This is a genomic window from Paraburkholderia dipogonis, from assembly GCF_046027395.1.
GTDB lineage: Bacteria > Pseudomonadota > Gammaproteobacteria > Burkholderiales > Burkholderiaceae > Paraburkholderia > Paraburkholderia dipogonis_A.
Genome location: NZ_JAQQEG010000023.1, coordinates 109,346 through 126,554, shown reverse-complemented (window position 1 = coordinate 126,554; position 17,209 = coordinate 109,346). Strand labels below are relative to the sequence as shown.

Genomic DNA, 17,209 nt, shown 5'->3' with positions numbered 1-17,209 from the left:
CGGCGTCAAAAAAAGAGCCAGCCGGTGACGAGGAAAAGCGGCAACAACACCACGGCGGACCAGCCTAGATACGCGAAAAAACCCGGCATGCGTACGCCGCGCGATTCCGCAATTGCCTTCACCATGAAGTTCGGCGCATTGCCAATATACGTGTTCGCCCCCATAAACACCGCGCCGGCCGAGATCGCCGCGAGCGTGGTGGCGCCGGTGGTCATGAGCGTCTGCGCGTCGCCGCCGGCCAGGTTGAAAAACACGAGGTAGGTCGGCGCGTTGTCCAGAAACGAAGATAGCAGGCCGGTCGCCCAGAAGTACATCAGGTCGTGCGGCTGGCCCGAGGCGTCGTTGACCAGATGGACGATGCCCGCGAACGCGCCCGCCTCGCCGGCGCGCAGAATCGTGATGACCGGCGCGATCGTCACGAAGATGCCGGCGAACAGTTTGGCCACCTCTTCGATCGGCGCCCAGTTGAAGTCGTTGCCCGTGCGGGCTGCGCGCGGCGTGAGCGCCAACGAGAGCAAGGTGACGCCGATTAGCGCGATATCGCGCACGGCATTTTGTAAAGCCACGTGCGTGCCGAACACGTCGAATTCCACGCCTGGTTTCCACAGCCCGCTCATCAGCACGAGCGCGATCACCGCGGCAAGCAACACAAAATTGATTTTGCCGTCGATGCCGAGCGGCGGCGAGTCGGGCGTCGGATCGAGAAAGCGCGAGCGCTCTTCCTCCTTCCGATGAAAGTAGTACGAGTCCAGCGCATAGAACCCGAGCAGCAGCACGCCGCAGACGAACAGCATCGGCAGCGCGAGATGCGTGGTGGTCCAGAAGAAACTCACGCCCTGCAGAAAGCCGAGAAAGAGCGGCGGGTCGCCCAGCGGCGAAAGCGAGCCGCCCGCGTTGGCCACGAGGAAGATAAAGAACACGACCACGTGAACGACGTGCTTGCGATTGTCGTTGGCGCGCAGCAACGGACGGATGAGCAACATGGCCGCGCCAGTCGTCCCCATGATGCTCGCGAGCAACGTGCCGAGCGCGAGGATCGCCGTGTTCAGGCGCGGCGTGCCATGCAGATTGCCGCGCACGCAGATGCCACCCGCCACGGTGTACAGCGCCGTCAGTAACACGATGAATGGAATGTATTCCTCGAGCAGCGCATGCACGAGCGAGCCGAATGCGACGCCCGTGCCGAAGCTGAATCCAAACGGCACGAGAAATACAAGCGCCCACGCCGCCGCGATCTTGCCGAAGTGGTGATGCCAGAACGCCGGCGCGATCAACGGAAATACCGCGATCGACAGCAGCACGCCCGCGAATGGCAGCCCCCACAACGCCGACAGAGTCGCGCCATCGAGCGTGGCGGCCGACGCCAGCTGCGGCCAGCCGGCCAGCGTCAATGCAGCCGCGAGCCCCATGCCCGTCCAGACGGCACGTCCTTTCATAGGTTTGAAGTCCTTGTTATTGATTGCGGCCGCGCATCGGAACATGCGTCCTGCGGCACGGCCGTACTTGCCGCTCAGGCGTCTTGCACGACGATCACATGCACGCGGTAAGGCCCATGCGCGCCGAGCACAATGGTCTGTTCGATATCGCCGGTGCGTGAAGGCCCGGAGACAAAATTGACCGCACGCGGCAGTTCGCCGCGTTCCTTGCGGATCAGTGCGAACGCCTCTTCATGACCCGAGACGACGCGCGAAGCCGGCACGATCGCAATGTGCGTTTCCGGCAGCAGACCGGCCGACGCATAAGTTTCGGGCCCGGACAGCAGCACGAGCGTGCCGGTCTCGGCGGTCGCACAGAAGCAGCCGGTGAGACCGACCACGTCGCCGTCTTGCGGCTTGCGAAATTCGACGGTGAGGCCGGCCTCGGTCCACTGCAGATCCCGCAGCGTTTGCCAGGCGATGGCTTGCAGCGGCAACGCATGTTGCGTGAGGTAGCGATGCGCCGCAGCCGGCACGTCGCTCAATGCCTGAACCGAGTCGACTGTGGTCGCCATTTTCTGCGCTTCATCGATAAAGCGCGCGACGAGGTCGGCCGGCATCTCCGGACGCGGGCCGGCAGGATGGCGCGCCAGGTAATCCGCGGCGGTCTCGCGCTCGCAAGCGGAAGGCTCGGGCTCACGCCCTTGCGCCGCGCGGATGCGCGCCAGGATGTTGCGGCGGGCAAGCGATGTGTCCATGTGCGAAATCCTCGTGTCGACAGCCGTGCGATATGGCGAGAATTATACCGGCCACCCTGCGCACGAACACCCTGGCCGAACGGTCTATTGCCACGCATCACACACGCGGCTTACGCTATAGCCAGCTACGAACCGCGTTACTTCGCCGCCTCTTCCTCGGGCTGCGCAATGCCGAACACCTGGCGCAGATAAGCGAGGTAAGCCTTGTCTTCGCACATGTTCTTGCCCGGCGAGTCCGACAGCTTCGCCACCGGCTGACCATTGCAGCGAACCATCTTGATGACGATCTGCAGAGGGTTGTAGCCGAGGTCGTTGGTCAGATTCGTGCCCACGCCGAACGCCAGCTTGCAGCGGCCGCGGAAGCGCTCGTAGAGTTGCAGCACCTTGGGGATGTCGAGCGCGTCGGAGAACACGAGGATCTTGGTGCGCGGGTCGCAGCGATTCGCTTCGTAGTGCTTGAGCAGGCGTTCACCCCAGTCGAACGGATCGCCGGAATCGTGGCGCGCGCCGTCGAACAGTTTGCAGAAGTACATGTCGAAGTCGCGCAGGAATGCCTCCATACCGTACACGTCGGAGAGCGCGATACCCAGGTCGCCGCGGTATTCCTTGGCCCACATTTCGAAGCCGAAGATCTGCGAGTCGCGCAAGCGCGGACCGAGCGCCTGGCACGCCTGCAGGTATTCGTGCGCCATCGTGCCGAGCGGCGTGAGGCTGTGCTTCATCGCGTAGAAGACGTTGCTGGTGCCGGCGAACTGCTCGCCGAGGCCTTCTTTAAGCTTGAGGATCACTTCCTCGTGCCATTGCTTCGAGAAGCGCCGGCGTGTGCCGTAGTCGGCGATCTTGCAGTCGGCGAATTCCGGACGCGCGCCGAGCAGCTTGATCTTGTCGACAAGACGGCCGCGCCCTTCGCTGTAGTCCGGCTTCTGCTGGGTGTTGCGGAAATAGACTTCGTTGACGATCGCGAGCATCGGAATCTCGAACAGGATCGTATGCAGCCACGGCCCCTTGATCTCGATATCGATTTCGCCATTGCCCTTCGGCGACGGTTCGATCGAAATGTATTTCTCGTTCAGATGGAACAGCGCGAGAAACTCGATGAAGTCGCCCTTGATGAAACGCATGCGCCGCAGGTAGTCGAGTTCGTCGTCGGTAAAGCGCAGTTGGCAGAGCTTGCGCACTTCGTCGCGAATCTCGCCGATATACGGCACGAGATCGACATTCGGCGTACGGCAGCGGAAGCGATATTCCACGTTCGCCGCGGGAAAGTGATGCAACACCACTTGCATCATCGTGAACTTGTACAGATCGGTGTCGAGCAGCGAAGTAATAATCATGATGGTGCGAACTGGACTGCGGAGAAACGGAAGGCCTGACACGAAGGCCCGACTCACCCATGCGCGTAGGCACGCCCCGTGCGCACCGACCTGACGCATGTTACCCGAATGCGCCCGCATTCAGCGCGCCGGCAGACTCCCGCGCCGCGCGCCCCACGGAAGTCCCAATGCGGACGCCATAAACTAATCACGAAAACGTATAAACGGTCTTGCGCGATGCTGCATGCGCCTCTTGACGTTACGATACAATAGCGCTTTTGGCGTTTGCGCCTCCCCAGATACCGCATGCAGGAGCTGCCTGAATGACTCACGTTGTGACCGAAAGCTGCATCAAGTGCCGCTATACCGACTGTGTCGATGTGTGCCCGGTGGACTGCTTTCGCGAAGGTCCCAACTTCCTCGCGATCGACCCCGATGAATGCATCGACTGCGCCGTGTGCGTGGCTGAATGCCCGGTGAACGCCATCTATGCCGAAGAAGACGTGCCGGGCGACCAGCAGAACTTCATCGAGCTGAATGCCGATCTCGCGAAGAACTGGCCGAGCATCACCAAGACCAAGGCGCCGCTGCCGGAAGCCGACGAGTTCAAGGACGTGAAGGAAAAGCTCGAGCTGCTCGCACGTTGAGCCTCGCTGCCTGTCGCGTGCGCAGCCGAATTCGAATGAAATCGAGATGAACGCAAGGTATTGACAGGCGCTTAAGCTCCTCCTACAATTTCGTTTCTCTGCTGTTGTTGTTCTGTTCCTCGATAGCTCAGTCGGTAGAGCGCCGGACTGTTAATCCGTAGGTCCCTGGTTCGAGCCCAGGTCGAGGAGCCAAGAATTGCAAAGGCCCGTTAACCAAGACGGGCTTTTTTATGTAGATCAAGTTGTACTGCTGTTCCTCGATAGCTCAGTCGGTAGAGCGCCGGACTGTTAATCCGTAGGTCCCTGGTTCGAGCCCAGGTCGAGGAGCCAAAAAATTTGAAAGGCCCGCATTCGTGCGGGCCTTTTTCTTTTTGCACGGTGCCGAACATGCCACCCTGGTCGATGCCATGCTCACGCCGCTACAGCCAGGCGCGTCGCTCGGGAGCATGAGCCCTCTGAGCCACCGGCCGTTATACGATGGCGATTTCCCGGCGCACGTCCTGCGCCGAACCCAGGCGCTCAACTTCCGGCAATCTCATCCCATGAAACCCATTTTGTTGCGCATCGCGCTTGCGGCGGCCGCCGCCCTCCTGCTGCCTTCGGCACACAGCGAAGAAGTCGGCAGCGTCAATACCAATTTCCGCGTCACGGGCTCCGACCGCGTGGTCGTCGAAGCCTATGACGATCCGGTCGTTCAAGGCGTGACCTGCTACGTGTCGCGGGCACGTACCGGTGGCGTCAAGGGTACGCTCGGCATCGCGGAAGATCCCACCGAGGCGTCGATCGCCTGTCGTCAGGTCGGCGAAATCCACTTCACGGGCCCGGTGAAGAAACAGGCCGACGTGTTCTCGGTGAGCATGTCGTTCATCTTCAAGTCGCTGCATGTGGTGCGGGTGGTCGACGCGAAACGCAACTCGCTGGTGTATCTCACCTATAGCGACCGGGTGGTCAGCGGCAGCGCGAAGAACAGCGTGAGCGCCGTGCCGGTGCCGGCCGGAACAACGATCCCGGTCAAGTAGGCGCCGCCCTACGGCAAAACGCAGCCGGCCGGCACGTCGGTGCATGACGTGGTACCGGTCGCGACGCGCTACACTGACCGGTCCAGCCGGACCTTCATCATGACCGCCGCCCATCGTTTCCAGGATTCCGCCCGCTACTGGCGCACGCCGCTTCTGCCCGGCGCGGACCTGCTCACGGCCGAATATCACGATCACGAGTTCACGCCGCATTGGCACGACGCGTACACGATTCCGGTGATCGTGGCGGGCGCCGAGGGTTACCGGTATCTCGGGTCCGACTATGTCGCCGAAGCCGGCAGCGTGCCGATCATCAATCCCGGCGAGTTGCACACCGGCTCGAAGGCGGTCGAGGCGGGCTGGCGGTATCGCGTGATGTATGCACCGGTGGATTTCATCCACGCCCTCGCCAATGAGGTCAGCGGCAAGCCGCAGGCCTTGCCGTGGTTCGCGCCCGGCGTGATCCGCGATCCGGATCTGGCCGCGCGGCTGGCGCGCGCGCATCGTCTGCTGGAAGCGGGCGACGACGCGCTCGCCGCCGAGGCCGCCATGCTCGACGCCTTGTCCACGCTGCTGGTGCGCTATGCGCAAACGCAGCCGTCGCGTTCGCGCCTCGCCCCCGACGACGCTCGCGTGGCGCTCATGCAGGAGCGCCTGACGGGCGACCTCGTCGAGCCCGTCACGCTCGCTGAAGTGGCCCAGGCGGCGGGACTCTCGCCGTTCCACGCGGCGCGTCTTTTCACCCAAACGGCCGGTCTGCCGCCCCACGCGTGGCGCAACCAGGTGCGCTTGCAGCGCGCGCTCGCGCCACTGCGCGCCGGCGTTTCCGTCACGGATGTCGCGGCCGCCAGCGGCTTCACGGACCAAAGTCATTTCACGCGACACTTCCGGCGCATGTTCGGGGTGCCGCCCGGACGCTGGCAAGGCGTGTGAGGCGGCGCCGGGGCATGCGTTGTGCGGACCATCTTTGCGCATGCCGCGTTAGCCAGCCCAGCCGCAAACCACGCCTGGCGCCCACACCGCCGCATCAAACCACCCCATCCGCAAGAACGTACAAGCCCCGTCCAGCCGCCGCCGCTATGCTTCCCGAATCAAGGAGGCCAGATTGACCCATTCCACCGCAGGCCAGCCCACGAGCCCAGGCCATTTCAAAGAGTTCACCGCCGGCGCGCGCGACATCATCCCGATGATGGTCGGCGCGGCGCCTTTCGGCGTCATTTTCGGCACCCTCGTCGCATCCGGCCCGCTGCATCTATGGCACGGCCAGTTGATGTCGCTCGTCGTGTTCGCCGGCTCCGCGCAGTTCATCGCGCTCGGCCTGATCGCCGGACACGCGAGTTTCGCCGTGATCTGGGCGACCACGCTCGTCGTCAATTTGCGCCACGTGCTGTACAGCGCCACGCTCGCGCCGCATATCGCGCATCTGCCGGCACGCTGGCGCTGGGTGCTCGGCGCGCTGCTCACGGACGAAGTCTTCGCCGTCGCGTGGGAGCACTACCGGCATCGGGAACCCGGCACGGTCGGCCCGCACTACTTCTTCGGCGCCGGCCTCGCCATGTACCTGAACTGGCAACTCTGGACGGTCGCCGGCCTGCTTTTCGGCGCGGCTTTCCCGGGCCTGCAATCGCTCGGCCTCGATTTCGCCATGGTCGCCACGTTCATCGCGATCGTCGTGCCGCAACTCGTCGCGTTGCGCTATATCGCGGCAGCCGTCACCGCGGGCACGCTGGCCTTCTTCTGGCAGGCGTGGCCGTACAAGCTCGGTTTGCTCGGCGCGGTGTTCGCGGGCGTGGCGATCGGCGTCCTGCTGTCGACGTCGCGGCCCAACCTGCGCGGCACGGGCAAAACCGCGGAGGCGTCGCGATGAACTACGTCGTCCTGATTCTCGGCATGGCGGCCATCACGTGGGTGATCCGCGCCGCCGTCTTCGTGCTCGGCGACCGGTTGGTGTTTCCGCCGCTCGTGCGCACCGCCCTCGGCTTCGTGCCGGTCACCGTGCTGACCGCGATCATCGTGCCGATGGCGGTTTCGCCACACGGCAGCGACGCCGAGCTGACCTGGCGCAATCCGCAACTGGTCGGCGCGCTCGCCGCGGTGCTTGTCAGCGCGTTGACGCGGCGGCCGCTTCTGACCATCGCCGTCGGGCTGACGGTGTTTTTTGTCTGGCAATGCGTCGTGCTCAAATAGGCGCACGCCGCTTTCAAGGCGGCATTGGCGTCGTCCGGCTCGCGTCACCCGCGCGCAGGCACGGCGACGCTTCCCTCTAAAGCGGGCTCCCCCTGCCCCGTACTCCCTTAAGTTTCCCGTCAATCCGCCGTTATGCAGTCGAGGTCCGCTCGTCGGGATACGTCCCGCTGATTACGCGGCATCAGGCAGGAATCAAGCGCGCCGGCATCGAACGCCGCGTCTCCCAAGGCCCGCGCGGCCGGGCGACGTGGCGAGGCCGCGCGGCAGGACCAAACGGGATAACACATGGGTCAAATCACCCTCACGCTTAAAGACGAGACCATCGCGACCTTGCGCAAGGATTTCGATGCTTTTCTGCGGGTATCGCTGAAGCTCGATCCGCAGTTCGCGACGCCGTCGTTTGAGGATTTTTTGCGCGCCAAGCTGCTCGACAATATGGTGCCGCTGACCGAACACGCGGTTCAGCGGATGTTGCAGGGCGGCCAGTACGCCTGGGCCAAACGCACGCTGGACAAGGAGTTTCCGGATGTCGTCGCGATTCTGATGCGGCAGGCAGGCGAGTTCGGATTCGGCTTCGCGGCCCGTTCGGAATGGACGCCGGAGGAACTCGCCAAGCAGTGCCGCGACTGGGCAGCAGCGATCGTCAAGGAAGCGGAAGGCGACGCCGTGCTGATCGACCCGCTCGCGGCGCAGATCAAGAGCGCGGCGCAGGACATTCAGGCGCTCGAAGAAGTCATGCAGACGCCGGCCTGGCGGCTGGTGGAATCGCTGCGCCAGCGCGTCTACGAGGCCAAAGTGGCGTGCGAAACGAGCGTGGGCAGCACGGCGCGCGAAAAGCTCGGCGAACTGCGTGGGCTGCTGCGGCTGGGAATTTCGCACGGCTCGTTCCAGAAGCAGGAAGCGCAGCAGATCATGGAGTTTTTGCGCCTGCTCAAGCCGGAGATTTTTGTCGAAGAGCCGTATGACGTGTTTTCGCGTATGGCGGCCTGGTTGCGTAATTTCTTCGTGCCGCCGCGGCCGGTGCCGCAGCAACAGCAGCAACGGCAGTCGCGCTGAAGTAAGCGGGCGCCACGCGCAGAAGCGCGCCGCCCGCCGCGCTCTCAATCCCACATCTTCCTGAGTTGCGCCCCGATCTCGATCTTCGCTTGCGCGGCCGCGGCCAGCCCGGCCGCCGTGGGCGTGCTCGGAACCGGCACGCGCGGCCATGCATAAGCGTCGAACAACGGCATCAGATGCGCGGGAATGAAGCGCGTACGCGACGCCCACACGTGACGATCGCCCATATGCGTCTGGTTGTGAACGTAAAAGCGCTGTGGCACGACGATATGCAGGTCCTCTTTCGCGCGCGTCATCGCCACGTAGAGGAGGCGCCGCTCCTCGTCGATTTCCTCTTCGCTGCCGGTGCCGAGATCGGACGGAATGCAGCCGTCCACGCCGTTCAGCACGAACACGTTGCGCCACTCCTGCCCCTTCGCCGAATGGATCGTGGACAGAATCAGGTAGTCCTCGTCGATCAGCGGCACGCCGGATTCGTCGCTGGTGGCGTCGGGCGGATCGAGCGTCAACTCGGTCAGAAAGCGTTCACGCGAGGGATACGTGCCCGCGATGCTCTCCATCTGCAGCACGTCGGCATGACGGATCGCCGCGTCCTCGTGATCGCGTTCGAGATGCGGCTCGTACCAGCGCCGCACCATTTCGAACTCGGCGGGCCACGGCGTCTGGCGCCCGTACACGCTCGACATCAGCTTGACGAACGGATGCCAGTCTTCCTGCGCGCGAGCCGGCGCGGTGAAGGCGGCCAACGCGCCACCGGCGGTGTCGACGGGATTGCCGCTGCCCGCACGCGCGACGATCTCATCGAGCACCTTCGCCGCGGTGGCCGGTCCCACGCCCGGCAGCAACTGCACGACACGAAAACCGGCGACGCGGTCGCGCGGATTTTCCGCCCAGCGCAGCACGGCAAGCACGTCTTTCACGTGCACCGAATCGAGAAACTTCAACCCGCCGAACTTCACGAACGGAATGTTGCGCCGGGTCAGTTCGATCTCCAACGCGGCGCTGTGATGCGCGGCGCGGAACAGCACCGCCTGCGACTTGAGCTTCATGCCCTGCTCGCGCGCTTCCAGCACCTGTTCGACGATGTAGCGCGCCTGGTCGGCTTCATCGGCGACGGTCACCAGACGTGGGCGCTGCGCCGACGCCTTGTCGGTCCATAAATTCTTCGTGTAGCGCTCGCTGGCCAACTCGATCACCGCGTTCGACGCCGCCAGAATCGGCGTGGTAGAGCGGTAATTGCGCTCGAGCGTGACCCGTTTGGCCGGCGGATCGAAGTGCGCGGGGAAATCGAGAATGTTGCGCACGGTCGCGCCGCGAAACGAATAGATCGACTGGGCGTCGTCGCCGACCACGGTCAGGCCGCGGCCGTCCGGCTTCAACGCGAGCAGGATCGACGCCTGCAGACGGTTGGTGTCCTGATACTCGTCGACCATTACATGGTCGAAACGCGCCGACAAGTCGGCGGCGATGGCCGGCTCGGCGGCCATGTGCGACCAGTAGAGCAGCAGGTCGTCGTAGTCGAGCACGCTCTGCTTCTGCTTCGCTTCGACGTAGGCCGCGAATAGCATGCGCAGATCGGCCTCCCATTCCCGGCACCACGGAAACGCCCTGTCAAGCACCTGGCTGAGCGACGCGCCGGTGTTCACGACGCGCGAGTAAATGGCAAAGCATGTGCTCTTGGCCGGGAAGCGCCGCTCTTTCGCCGACAAGCCGAGTTCGTGGCGCACGAGGTTCATCAAGTCGGCGGAATCCTCGCGGTCGTTGATCGTGAAGGCGGGCGCGAGGCCGATCAGATCCGCGTATTCACGCAACAGCCGCGCGCCGACGCTATGGAACGTGCCCGACCACGTCAACCCTTGCGCGAGCGCGGCTCGCGATCCGAGCGCCGCGCCGGCGATTCGCGTGACGCGCCGGGTCATTTCGAGCGCCGCGCGGCGCGAAAAGGTCAGCAGCAGGATGCGGCGCGGATCGGCGCCCTTCACCACCAGATTGGCGACCCGATGCGCGAGCGTGTTGGTCTTGCCGGAACCGGCGCCCGCGATCACCAGCAGCGCGCCGGGCGGCGCGGCGGGCGTGTCGGCGCCGTAGTCGACGGCTTCGCGCTGCGCGTCGTTCAGCTTTGCCAGCCAGCCGGCGGTGTCGGACGTCGAGGACGCCTGGGATGGCGAGGAAGGCGCGGTTTCGGCGACGGAGAGCACGATTGATTTGGGCGTTGGATGGATTCAGAGCGGCGACGCATACTGTATATCCATACAACCAGCGCAGACAAGCGACCCTTTTTTAGCCGCGCGCCCTAGCCGCATTTTCGAGCCCGCCGCGTGGGCGAAAACGAGCACACAAAAATGGCCCGTCGCACGAATGCGCACGGGCCTTTTCCGCAGGCACAACATCGAGACGCTCACGCGCCCTGCGTCTGCCGCTGGCCGCGAAGCCTGCTATTGCTTCTTCGCGTCCTTCACATTGGCGTCGGCGTTGGCCTTGTCGGCGTCGGCCTGCGCATCGGTCTTCTTCTTGTCGGCCTTGGCCTGCGCGACGGACGCTTTCTTGTCCGCCTTCGACTGTTCCTTGGCCGCCTTCTTGTCGGCGTGGGTAACCGGCGCCGCAGCCGGATCGCTAGCCTGCGCGAAAGCAGCCGACGACAGGCAACCCGCGATCAACGCGGCGACAAGCGTGGTCTTCGTGGACTGGGTGATGTTCATGCGATACCTCCGTTGAAACGAGATGCCCGGACCTGAAAGTCCGTTAAAGCGGCCGCGGCGGCAAACCACACCGCCACGCCGCTCGATCGAAACTCCGCTTTAGTGCTTGACGTCGGTGCCGTCCGACTGGTCGCCCGTCTGGCCTTGCATGTTCATCTTCATTTCGTTGTTGGCGGTCTGCTTATCCGCCTTCTGGTTGATCTTGGCGTCGCGCACCTGTTCCTTGTACTGAACCTTGGCGGCCTTCTGCTGATCCTTCAGTTCCGCCTTGGATGCCTTCTTCGACGCGCGATATTCGGCGTTAGCCTTCGCGTTGGCGTCGCGCTTCTGCACCAGCGGATCGGTCGAGCCCGACGCCGTCAGACGTGTCGGCGGCGGCGTCACCGGCTGCACGCCCTGGGCGGCAGGGGCGGCGGTCGCGGCATCGGCGCCTTGCATCTGAACCTGCGGCTGGCCGTCCGTACCCGCTGCCGGTTGCGCGGTCTGTGCGAACGCGGCCGTCGAAGCAAGAGCCGTAAGGGCGGTACCGATCAGAAGCGTACGAATCTGGGTCATGGCTAATCCTCTCTAAAGTTGTTGTGACGCGGGCGACCTGTCCGGCCCTGCGCAGTCAAGCCGCTGAGTGAGCGTGCTCTGCGCGCCTCGCCCGGTCTGCTCCCTACCAGATAAAAATCCAGCAGGCTTTCCCTACTGATCTGCACTTTACGAGTCAAGTTCGTGTTTTACGACCGTCGTTACGGAACGTTTCACTTTCTGACAATCGCATAACATCTGCTTGCAGATACTCACATGACGGTGGCGCACACCGCGAATTTCATCCAGGGCAAGCTTCTGGCTTATGATGCGAACCCTTTGCCTGAAGGTGCAAACGCCATGCCCAACCTCGATTTCACGCTCACCGGCGACTACGTCGAACTGCACAATCTCCTGAAGATAACGGGGCTGGCGGATAGCGGCGGCTCGGCAAAAATGATGGTGGCTGACGGTGCGGTCACGGTCGACGGCCGGGTCGAAACGCGTAAAACCTGCAAGATCCGCGCGGGTCAGGTCGTGTTGCTCGGCGATACGCGGATCGCGGTCCACGAGGCTTGACACACGGGCCGTCGCCCGCAGTCCGGAAACTCGGAGGAACGCGCGCACCAAAATCGTGCCTCTTCCATCGACATCGCCGCGCCTAAGCAATAAGCTGTCAGTTTCGACAGACCAACAATCGGCTGACACACCCGGCCGGCGGCTGCCTCGGCATTCGCCGAGGCTCATCGAGCCGCCGCCCTCGCCACCGCCCGCGCGCTCGTCGCGCCCGCCGTCGCGCTGTCGCCACTTCCGCCGCCAGGCGCTCCATGACTCAATCCGGCATCACCCGGGTGGCCACCCGGCCGCCGACCCTGACCCGCCACGCAGCGGACACCGCGCGGCTCGCCGCGCCACTCGCGATTGCGCAACTCTCGCAAATGGCGATGGGCGTCACCGACACGATCCTGCTCGGCTCGCTCGGCCCCGACGCGCTCGCCGCCGGCGGCCTCGGCGCGAACCTGTTTTTCGTGGTGGTCACGCTGCTGCAAGGCGTGCTGACATCGGTCAGCGTGAGCGTCTCGCACGCGCGCGGCGCCCAGGACGAAGGCCGCGTGCCGCACATCTACTGGACCGGCTTCGTGCTGTCCGTGCTGCTGTCGGTGCCGGCGTTCTTCCTGCTCTCGTTCGCCACGCCGATCCTGCTCGCTTTCGGCGAACCCGCGCTGCTCGCGCACAACGTCGGCGAATATGCGGCGGTGCTGCGCTGGGGCGCGCTCGGCAGCCTGATCGGGGTCGGCCTGATGCGTTCGTTCCTTCCGGCGATCGGCGCGGCCAAACGGCTCTTGTGGGTGTCGCTGGTAAGCGTCGGCGTGAACGGTTTTCTCAATTACGGCCTGATCCACGGCGCGTACGGCCTGCCGCGGCTCGGCTTTCTCGGCTCGGCGGCCGCAACCTCGATCACCGTCTGGCTGAGCGCACTCGTGTTGATGGCGCTGTTGCACCTGCGGCCGCGCTATCGCCATTTCGTCGTCGCCACGCGGCCTAACGTGCCGCTAATGGGCGAACTGTTCGGCATCGGCTGGCCGGTCGCGATCACCTACGGCGTCGAGTCGACGCTCTTTCTCGCCACCGGCCTGATGGTCGGCCTGCTCGGCGAGTCACAACTGGCCGCGCATCAGATCGCGCTGAACGTCGCCTCGGTGGCCTTCATGGTGCCGCTCGCGATCGGCCAGGCGGCCAACGTGCGCGTCGGCTTCTGGTCCGGCGCCGGCCAGCCGCTCGCCGCGCGTCATGCCGGTTTCGTCGCGCTCGCGCTCGGCGTCGCCTTCATGACGCTGTCGGGCCTCGTGCTGATCGCCGCGCCGCACTGGATCGTCGGCCTCTATCTGCATCTCGACGACCCGGCCAACGCGGCCACGGTCACGCTCGCGAGTTCGCTGCTCGGTGTGGCGGCGATCTTCCAGATCGTCGATGGCATGCAGACGGTCGGCTCCGGTTGTCTGCGCGGCTTGAAAGACACCCGCGTGCCGATGATCGCCGCCGCCTTCGGTTACTGGGTGATCGGTTTTCCGACCGGCTACACGCTGGCGTTTCACTTCGGTCTCGGCGCGCGCGGTTTGTGGTGGGGACTCGCAGCCGGCCTCGCCAGCGTCGCGTTGCTGATGACGCTGCGCTTTCATAAACTGAGCCTGCGGCGCGTGCCGGCCACGTCTGGCGGGTCGCCGGTCAAACCCGTTTGACGTTGGTTTAGAGGCGCGTGCTGGCCGCGCCCGGCCCGGTGCGTCACGGAGCAATCACGCGCGAAGCTGCACCCGCGGCGCGATCCGGCAACGCACGGCTCGTTGTCGGCCAAATCCGCGTGAAGCTGAACTTGCAGCGCGGCGCGGCCACACTCGGCACGCCACCACCCATCCCCGGTAGAACGATGCGCGCCTGGTTGCACGTGCAACCATAGACGCACGAGGAATTCGCCGCGAACGGTAAAATACCGTGTTCCGGCTTATGGACGCGCACCCGCGCCCTAGGCCGAAAACCCGCTCGCGCGCCTCAAAAAGGCCAGCGCCGCCCGAAGGCTCATCACCCGCCATCAAGGCTTGCCGCGCTCACGCGGCAGACTCCTGCAAGCGCGCCACCGCCGGTGGCGCGCCGCTCGACCGCCCCTGCTTCTCGCGCTAAAACATAACCAAGGACCACCCGTCATGCTTGCCCGCGTCACCCGTCTTTTTCCGCTCTGGGCTGTGCTCGTTTCTATTGCCGCGTACTTCTCGCCTGCCTCGTTCTCCAGCATCGCGCCGCACGTCACTACGCTTCTGACGATCATCATGCTGGCGATGGGCGTCACGCTCTCCGTGGCCGATTTCCAGCGTGTCTTCACTCGGCCCGCGCCGGTGATCGCCGGCATCGTGCTGCACTATCTCGTCATGCCACTCGCCGCCTGGGTGATCGCCAAGGCGTTGCGCATGCCGCCGGATCTCACCGCCGGCATGGTGCTGGTCGGTAGCGTCGCAAGCGGCACGGCGTCGAACGTGATGATCTATCTGGCGCGCGGCGACGTCGCGTTGTCGGTGACGATCAGCGCGCTGTCGACGCTGGTCGGCGTCTTCGCGACGCCGCTGCTCACGCGTCTTTATGTGGACGCGTCGATCGCCGTCGACGTGCACGGCATGCTGATGAGCATTCTGCAGATCGTCGCGTTGCCGATCGTGGTCGGCCTGATCGTCAATCATCTGTTCGCCAAGGTCGTGCGCAAGATCGAACCGATCCTGCCGCTGATCTCGATGGTCGCGATCGTGATGATCATCGGCGCGGCGGTGGGCGGCACGCAGAAAAGCATCGCGTCGGTCGGCCTCGTGGTGATGCTGGGCGTGGTGCTGCATAACGGCATCGGGTTGCTCGGCGGGTATTGGGGCGGCCGTCTGCTCGGTTTCGACGAAGCCGTGTGCCGCACGCTTGCGATCGAAGTGGGCATGCAGAACTCGGGCCTCGCCGCAACACTTGGCAAGCTCTATTTCACGCCGATCGCGGCGTTGCCTGGCGCGTTGTTTTCGGTGTGGCACAACCTCTCGGGTTCGCTACTGGCGGGGTACTGGGCAGGGCGTCCCGCGAAAGGCTCCACGCATATGGATGGCGAACAGGGGTTGAACGCCGAACGCGGCTAACAGGCAGCGCGCGTCGCGATTGCTTCACGATCCCGACCCGCGCAGCCTGCACGATCAGCATTCAATAGCAGCTTCTGCCGGTGCGTCCACGACGTATCGGCAGAGCCCGCAACGCGCGCCGCCGAAAGCGAAAGTTCCATCGCCGCGACCGTGTGCAAGAACAAAAACCCATCAGCCTGATTCCCCTTAGAATGCATTTCTCGACAGAGTGAGTCCACTCACCCGCTGTCGCCATGAGAAGCCTGCAAACTAGGGGAAAAGCGTGCCGTCGCATCAAGATCAAAGCTGGGCCGCACTGCAACGCACGTGCGCGTCCTGCATGCCCCGAAGGAAGTCCCCTTGGGGGACAACGAGACATTTCTTCCTGCTGTGTTGCGCAACGGCATTTTTGACTGCCTGCGCGACCAGACCGCCCGCCACCGCGTTCGACCGTCAGGTCACCCACGCGCTCCCCGCCACGGAAACGACTCCGCTGCACACGGCGCTCACGCCGCTCGAAGTAGCACATCCGGGTCAATCCGGTTTCCGCGTCCTCGCGAGCGGCACCGACGCCTTGCAGATGCGCATCGCACTTGCGCGCGCGGCGACCAGGACGCTCGACATGCAGTACTACATTGCCAACGAGGACACCACCGGCAAGCTGCTGCTCGGCGCCGCGCTCTACGCGGCCGATCACGGCGTGCGGGTGCGCATGCTGGTCGACGACCTGAACTTCAAGGACATCGACCGCGTGATGGCGGGCTTGAACTCGCACGACAACATCGAGATTCGCGTTTTCAATCCGTTCGGCAGCGCGCAGGAAGGCGTGTTCGAACGCACCACCAACGTGTTCACGCAGCTCGGCCATTTCACGCGCCGCATGCATAACAAGGCGATGATCGCGGACAACCAGGTGGCGATCGTGGGCGGCCGCAATCTCGGCGACGAATATTTCAGCGCGAGCGAAACGCTGCAGTTCCGCGATCTCGACGTGCTGGCCGCCGGGCCGATTACCGCCGACGTCTCCGCGAGTTTCGACGACTACTGGAATAGCAGCATCGCCTATCCGCTGCGCGTGCTGAACAAGCAGAAGTTCGACGCGAAGGAATTGGACCAGACACGCGATGACTTGCGTCAGCACTGGCGCACCAACGCGGATCCGTACAACGCAAAACCGCTGAACGCCACGCCGCTCGCCTCGCAGATCGCAAACGATCAGCTCGGCCTGACCTGGGCGCCGGCCGAGTTCAAAGCGGACTCGCCGGAGAAGATCGTGCATCCGTCGCCGGACTATGTGAGTCCGCCGATGCAGCGGCTCGGCGAATTGATGCACGACGCGCAGAAGGACTTCCTGATCATTTCGCCCTACTTCGTGCCGCACGATACCGGCGTCAAGGCGGCCGGCGAACTGACGCATCGCGGCGTGCGTATCGCCGTGCTGACCAATTCGCTCGCCGCTACCGACGCCGTCGCCGTGCAGGCCGGCTACAGTCCGTTTCGCGTGCCGCTGCTGAAACAGGGCGTCGAGTTATACGAATTCAAGCCGCAGCAGAACACGCCGACCGCAGGCGTTGCCGGCTCGCGTTCGCGCGCCAGTCTGCATGCGAAGACGTATATGATCGACCGCAAGATTCTGGTGATCGGCTCGATGAATCTCGACCCGCGTTCGGCCAATCTGAACACCGAACTGGCGCTGGTGATCCACAGCCCGCCGCTCGCCGAACAGGTTGCGCAAATCTTCGAACGCGCCACGGCGCCCGAGGAAAGCTATCGCGTCACGCTCGCGGACGACGCGCAACTCGCCTACCTGCGCTCGATCGGCGCTCCGCTCTCGCCGCTCGTGTGGACCGACGTCGAAAATGGCATGCGCCGCACCTACATATTCGATCCGCAGGCCGGCTTGTACCGGAATGCGCTAACAGGTCTATTCTCCCTATTGCCCGTCAACGCAGAACTTTGAACAGCGG

General features: G+C 64.3%; 16 protein-coding genes and 2 tRNA genes. 12 read left to right on the top strand and 6 right to left on the bottom strand.

Features of this window, described 5'->3' with window-relative positions:
* Positions 1-5: 5 nt before the first annotated feature.
* The 3 genes from PQR32_RS24015 to pncB form a co-directional block, all read right to left on the bottom strand.
* Entirely contained in the window at positions 6-1,436 is a 1,431-nt protein-coding gene (locus tag PQR32_RS24015) for a sodium:proton antiporter (protein ID WP_408232527.1), read from the bottom strand.
* A gap of 74 nt (positions 1,437-1,510) precedes the next feature.
* Positions 1,511-2,173 carry a LutC/YkgG family protein gene (locus tag PQR32_RS24010; protein WP_408232524.1) on the bottom strand — a complete coding sequence of 221 codons (663 nt, stop codon included), beginning with the start codon at positions 2,171-2,173 and terminating at the stop codon, positions 1,511-1,513.
* A 137-nt stretch (positions 2,174-2,310) separates the two neighbouring features.
* A complete protein-coding gene (gene pncB / locus PQR32_RS24005) occupies positions 2,311-3,507 on the bottom strand; it encodes a nicotinate phosphoribosyltransferase (RefSeq protein ID WP_408206849.1) in 1,197 nt (398 codons plus the stop codon).
* A gap of 302 nt (positions 3,508-3,809) precedes the next feature.
* Between pncB and fdxA the strand changes: the two genes are divergently transcribed.
* The 8 genes from fdxA to PQR32_RS23965 all read left to right on the top strand — a co-directional run bounded on the left by fdxA (position 3,810) and on the right by PQR32_RS23965 (position 8,392).
* Positions 3,810-4,133 carry a ferredoxin FdxA gene (fdxA, locus tag PQR32_RS24000; protein WP_168794833.1) on the top strand — a complete coding sequence of 108 codons (324 nt, stop codon included), beginning with the start codon at positions 3,810-3,812 and terminating at the stop codon, positions 4,131-4,133.
* Between the two features lie 116 nt (positions 4,134-4,249).
* Positions 4,250-4,325 (top strand) — tRNA-Asn (locus tag PQR32_RS23995).
* Positions 4,326-4,387: 62 nt separating this feature from the next.
* A tRNA-Asn gene (locus PQR32_RS23990) sits at positions 4,388-4,463 on the top strand.
* Positions 4,464-4,675: 212 nt separating this feature from the next.
* Positions 4,676-5,152 (top strand): CreA family protein, encoded by a 477-nt coding sequence (locus tag PQR32_RS23985; RefSeq protein WP_408232520.1) that lies wholly within the window; start codon positions 4,676-4,678, stop codon positions 5,150-5,152.
* Between the two features lie 99 nt (positions 5,153-5,251).
* Positions 5,252-6,082: a helix-turn-helix transcriptional regulator gene (locus PQR32_RS23980; RefSeq protein ID WP_408232517.1), complete on the top strand. Its 831-nt coding sequence runs from the start codon at positions 5,252-5,254 to the stop codon at positions 6,080-6,082.
* A 172-nt stretch (positions 6,083-6,254) separates the two neighbouring features.
* Positions 6,255-7,016 (top strand): AzlC family ABC transporter permease, encoded by a 762-nt coding sequence (locus tag PQR32_RS23975; protein ID WP_408232514.1) that lies wholly within the window; start codon positions 6,255-6,257, stop codon positions 7,014-7,016.
* Complete coding sequence (locus PQR32_RS23970; protein WP_408181065.1) at positions 7,013-7,336, top strand: AzlD domain-containing protein; 324 nt, start codon at positions 7,013-7,015, stop codon at positions 7,334-7,336. Before PQR32_RS23975 ends, PQR32_RS23970 begins: the two co-directional genes overlap by 4 nt.
* Positions 7,337-7,621: 285 nt before the next feature.
* Positions 7,622-8,392, top strand: coding sequence for a DUF4088 family protein (locus PQR32_RS23965; protein WP_408232511.1), 771 nt, complete (start codon positions 7,622-7,624; stop codon positions 8,390-8,392).
* 44 nt (positions 8,393-8,436) lie between these two features.
* Here the strand turns inward: PQR32_RS23965 and PQR32_RS23960 are convergent, their stop codons facing one another.
* The 3 genes from PQR32_RS23960 to PQR32_RS23950 form a co-directional block, all read right to left on the bottom strand.
* Positions 8,437-10,590, bottom strand: coding sequence for an ATP-dependent helicase (locus PQR32_RS23960; RefSeq protein WP_408232508.1), 2,154 nt, complete (start codon positions 10,588-10,590; stop codon positions 8,437-8,439).
* Positions 10,591-10,827: 237 nt separating this feature from the next.
* On the bottom strand, positions 10,828-11,091 hold the full coding sequence (locus tag PQR32_RS23955; RefSeq protein ID WP_408232505.1) for a hypothetical protein: 264 nt from the start codon (positions 11,089-11,091) through the stop codon (positions 10,828-10,830).
* Between the two features lie 99 nt (positions 11,092-11,190).
* Positions 11,191-11,646 (bottom strand): hypothetical protein, encoded by a 456-nt coding sequence (locus tag PQR32_RS23950; RefSeq protein WP_408232502.1) that lies wholly within the window; start codon positions 11,644-11,646, stop codon positions 11,191-11,193.
* A gap of 318 nt (positions 11,647-11,964) precedes the next feature.
* Between PQR32_RS23950 and PQR32_RS23945 the strand changes: the two genes are divergently transcribed.
* The 4 genes from PQR32_RS23945 to PQR32_RS23930 all read left to right on the top strand — a co-directional run bounded on the left by PQR32_RS23945 (position 11,965) and on the right by PQR32_RS23930 (position 17,202).
* The gene (locus PQR32_RS23945) at positions 11,965-12,183 is read left to right on the top strand and encodes an RNA-binding S4 domain-containing protein (protein WP_011489423.1); all 219 of its coding nucleotides are present in this window, start codon (positions 11,965-11,967) and stop codon (positions 12,181-12,183) included.
* A 248-nt stretch (positions 12,184-12,431) separates the two neighbouring features.
* Positions 12,432-13,844, top strand: coding sequence for an MATE family efflux transporter (locus PQR32_RS23940; RefSeq protein WP_408232499.1), 1,413 nt, complete (start codon positions 12,432-12,434; stop codon positions 13,842-13,844).
* A gap of 459 nt (positions 13,845-14,303) precedes the next feature.
* Positions 14,304-15,263, top strand: coding sequence for a ketopantoate/pantoate/pantothenate transporter PanS (panS, locus tag PQR32_RS23935; RefSeq protein ID WP_408232496.1), 960 nt, complete (start codon positions 14,304-14,306; stop codon positions 15,261-15,263).
* Between the two features lie 319 nt (positions 15,264-15,582).
* The gene (locus PQR32_RS23930; RefSeq protein WP_408232493.1) at positions 15,583-17,202 is read left to right on the top strand and encodes a phospholipase D family protein; all 1,620 of its coding nucleotides are present in this window, start codon (positions 15,583-15,585) and stop codon (positions 17,200-17,202) included.
* Positions 17,203-17,209 lie beyond the last annotated feature (7 nt).

Excerpts from the sequence above, each read along its gene's own strand:
- PQR32_RS24015 (WP_408232527.1), bottom strand. The coding sequence starts at position 1,436 with ATGAAAGGACGTGCCGTCTGGACGGGCATGGGGCTCGCGGCTGCATTG.
- PQR32_RS24010 (WP_408232524.1), bottom strand. The coding sequence starts at position 2,173 with ATGGACACATCGCTTGCCCGCCGCAACATCCTGGCGCGCATCCGCGCG.
- pncB (WP_408206849.1), bottom strand. The coding sequence starts at position 3,507 with ATGATTATTACTTCGCTGCTCGACACCGATCTGTACAAGTTCACGATG.
- fdxA (WP_168794833.1), top strand. The coding sequence starts at position 3,810 with ATGACTCACGTTGTGACCGAAAGCTGCATCAAGTGCCGCTATACCGAC.
- PQR32_RS23985 (WP_408232520.1), top strand. The coding sequence starts at position 4,676 with ATGAAACCCATTTTGTTGCGCATCGCGCTTGCGGCGGCCGCCGCCCTC.
- PQR32_RS23980 (WP_408232517.1), top strand. The coding sequence starts at position 5,252 with ATGACCGCCGCCCATCGTTTCCAGGATTCCGCCCGCTACTGGCGCACG.
- PQR32_RS23970 (WP_408181065.1), top strand. The coding sequence starts at position 7,013 with ATGAACTACGTCGTCCTGATTCTCGGCATGGCGGCCATCACGTGGGTG.
- PQR32_RS23965 (WP_408232511.1), top strand. The coding sequence starts at position 7,622 with ATGGGTCAAATCACCCTCACGCTTAAAGACGAGACCATCGCGACCTTG.
- PQR32_RS23955 (WP_408232505.1), bottom strand. The coding sequence starts at position 11,091 with ATGAACATCACCCAGTCCACGAAGACCACGCTTGTCGCCGCGTTGATC.
- PQR32_RS23950 (WP_408232502.1), bottom strand. The coding sequence starts at position 11,646 with ATGACCCAGATTCGTACGCTTCTGATCGGTACCGCCCTTACGGCTCTT.
- PQR32_RS23945 (WP_011489423.1), top strand. The coding sequence starts at position 11,965 with ATGCCCAACCTCGATTTCACGCTCACCGGCGACTACGTCGAACTGCAC.
- PQR32_RS23940 (WP_408232499.1), top strand. The coding sequence starts at position 12,432 with ATGACTCAATCCGGCATCACCCGGGTGGCCACCCGGCCGCCGACCCTG.
- panS (WP_408232496.1), top strand. The coding sequence starts at position 14,304 with ATGCTTGCCCGCGTCACCCGTCTTTTTCCGCTCTGGGCTGTGCTCGTT.
- PQR32_RS23930 (WP_408232493.1), top strand. The coding sequence starts at position 15,583 with ATGCCCCGAAGGAAGTCCCCTTGGGGGACAACGAGACATTTCTTCCTG.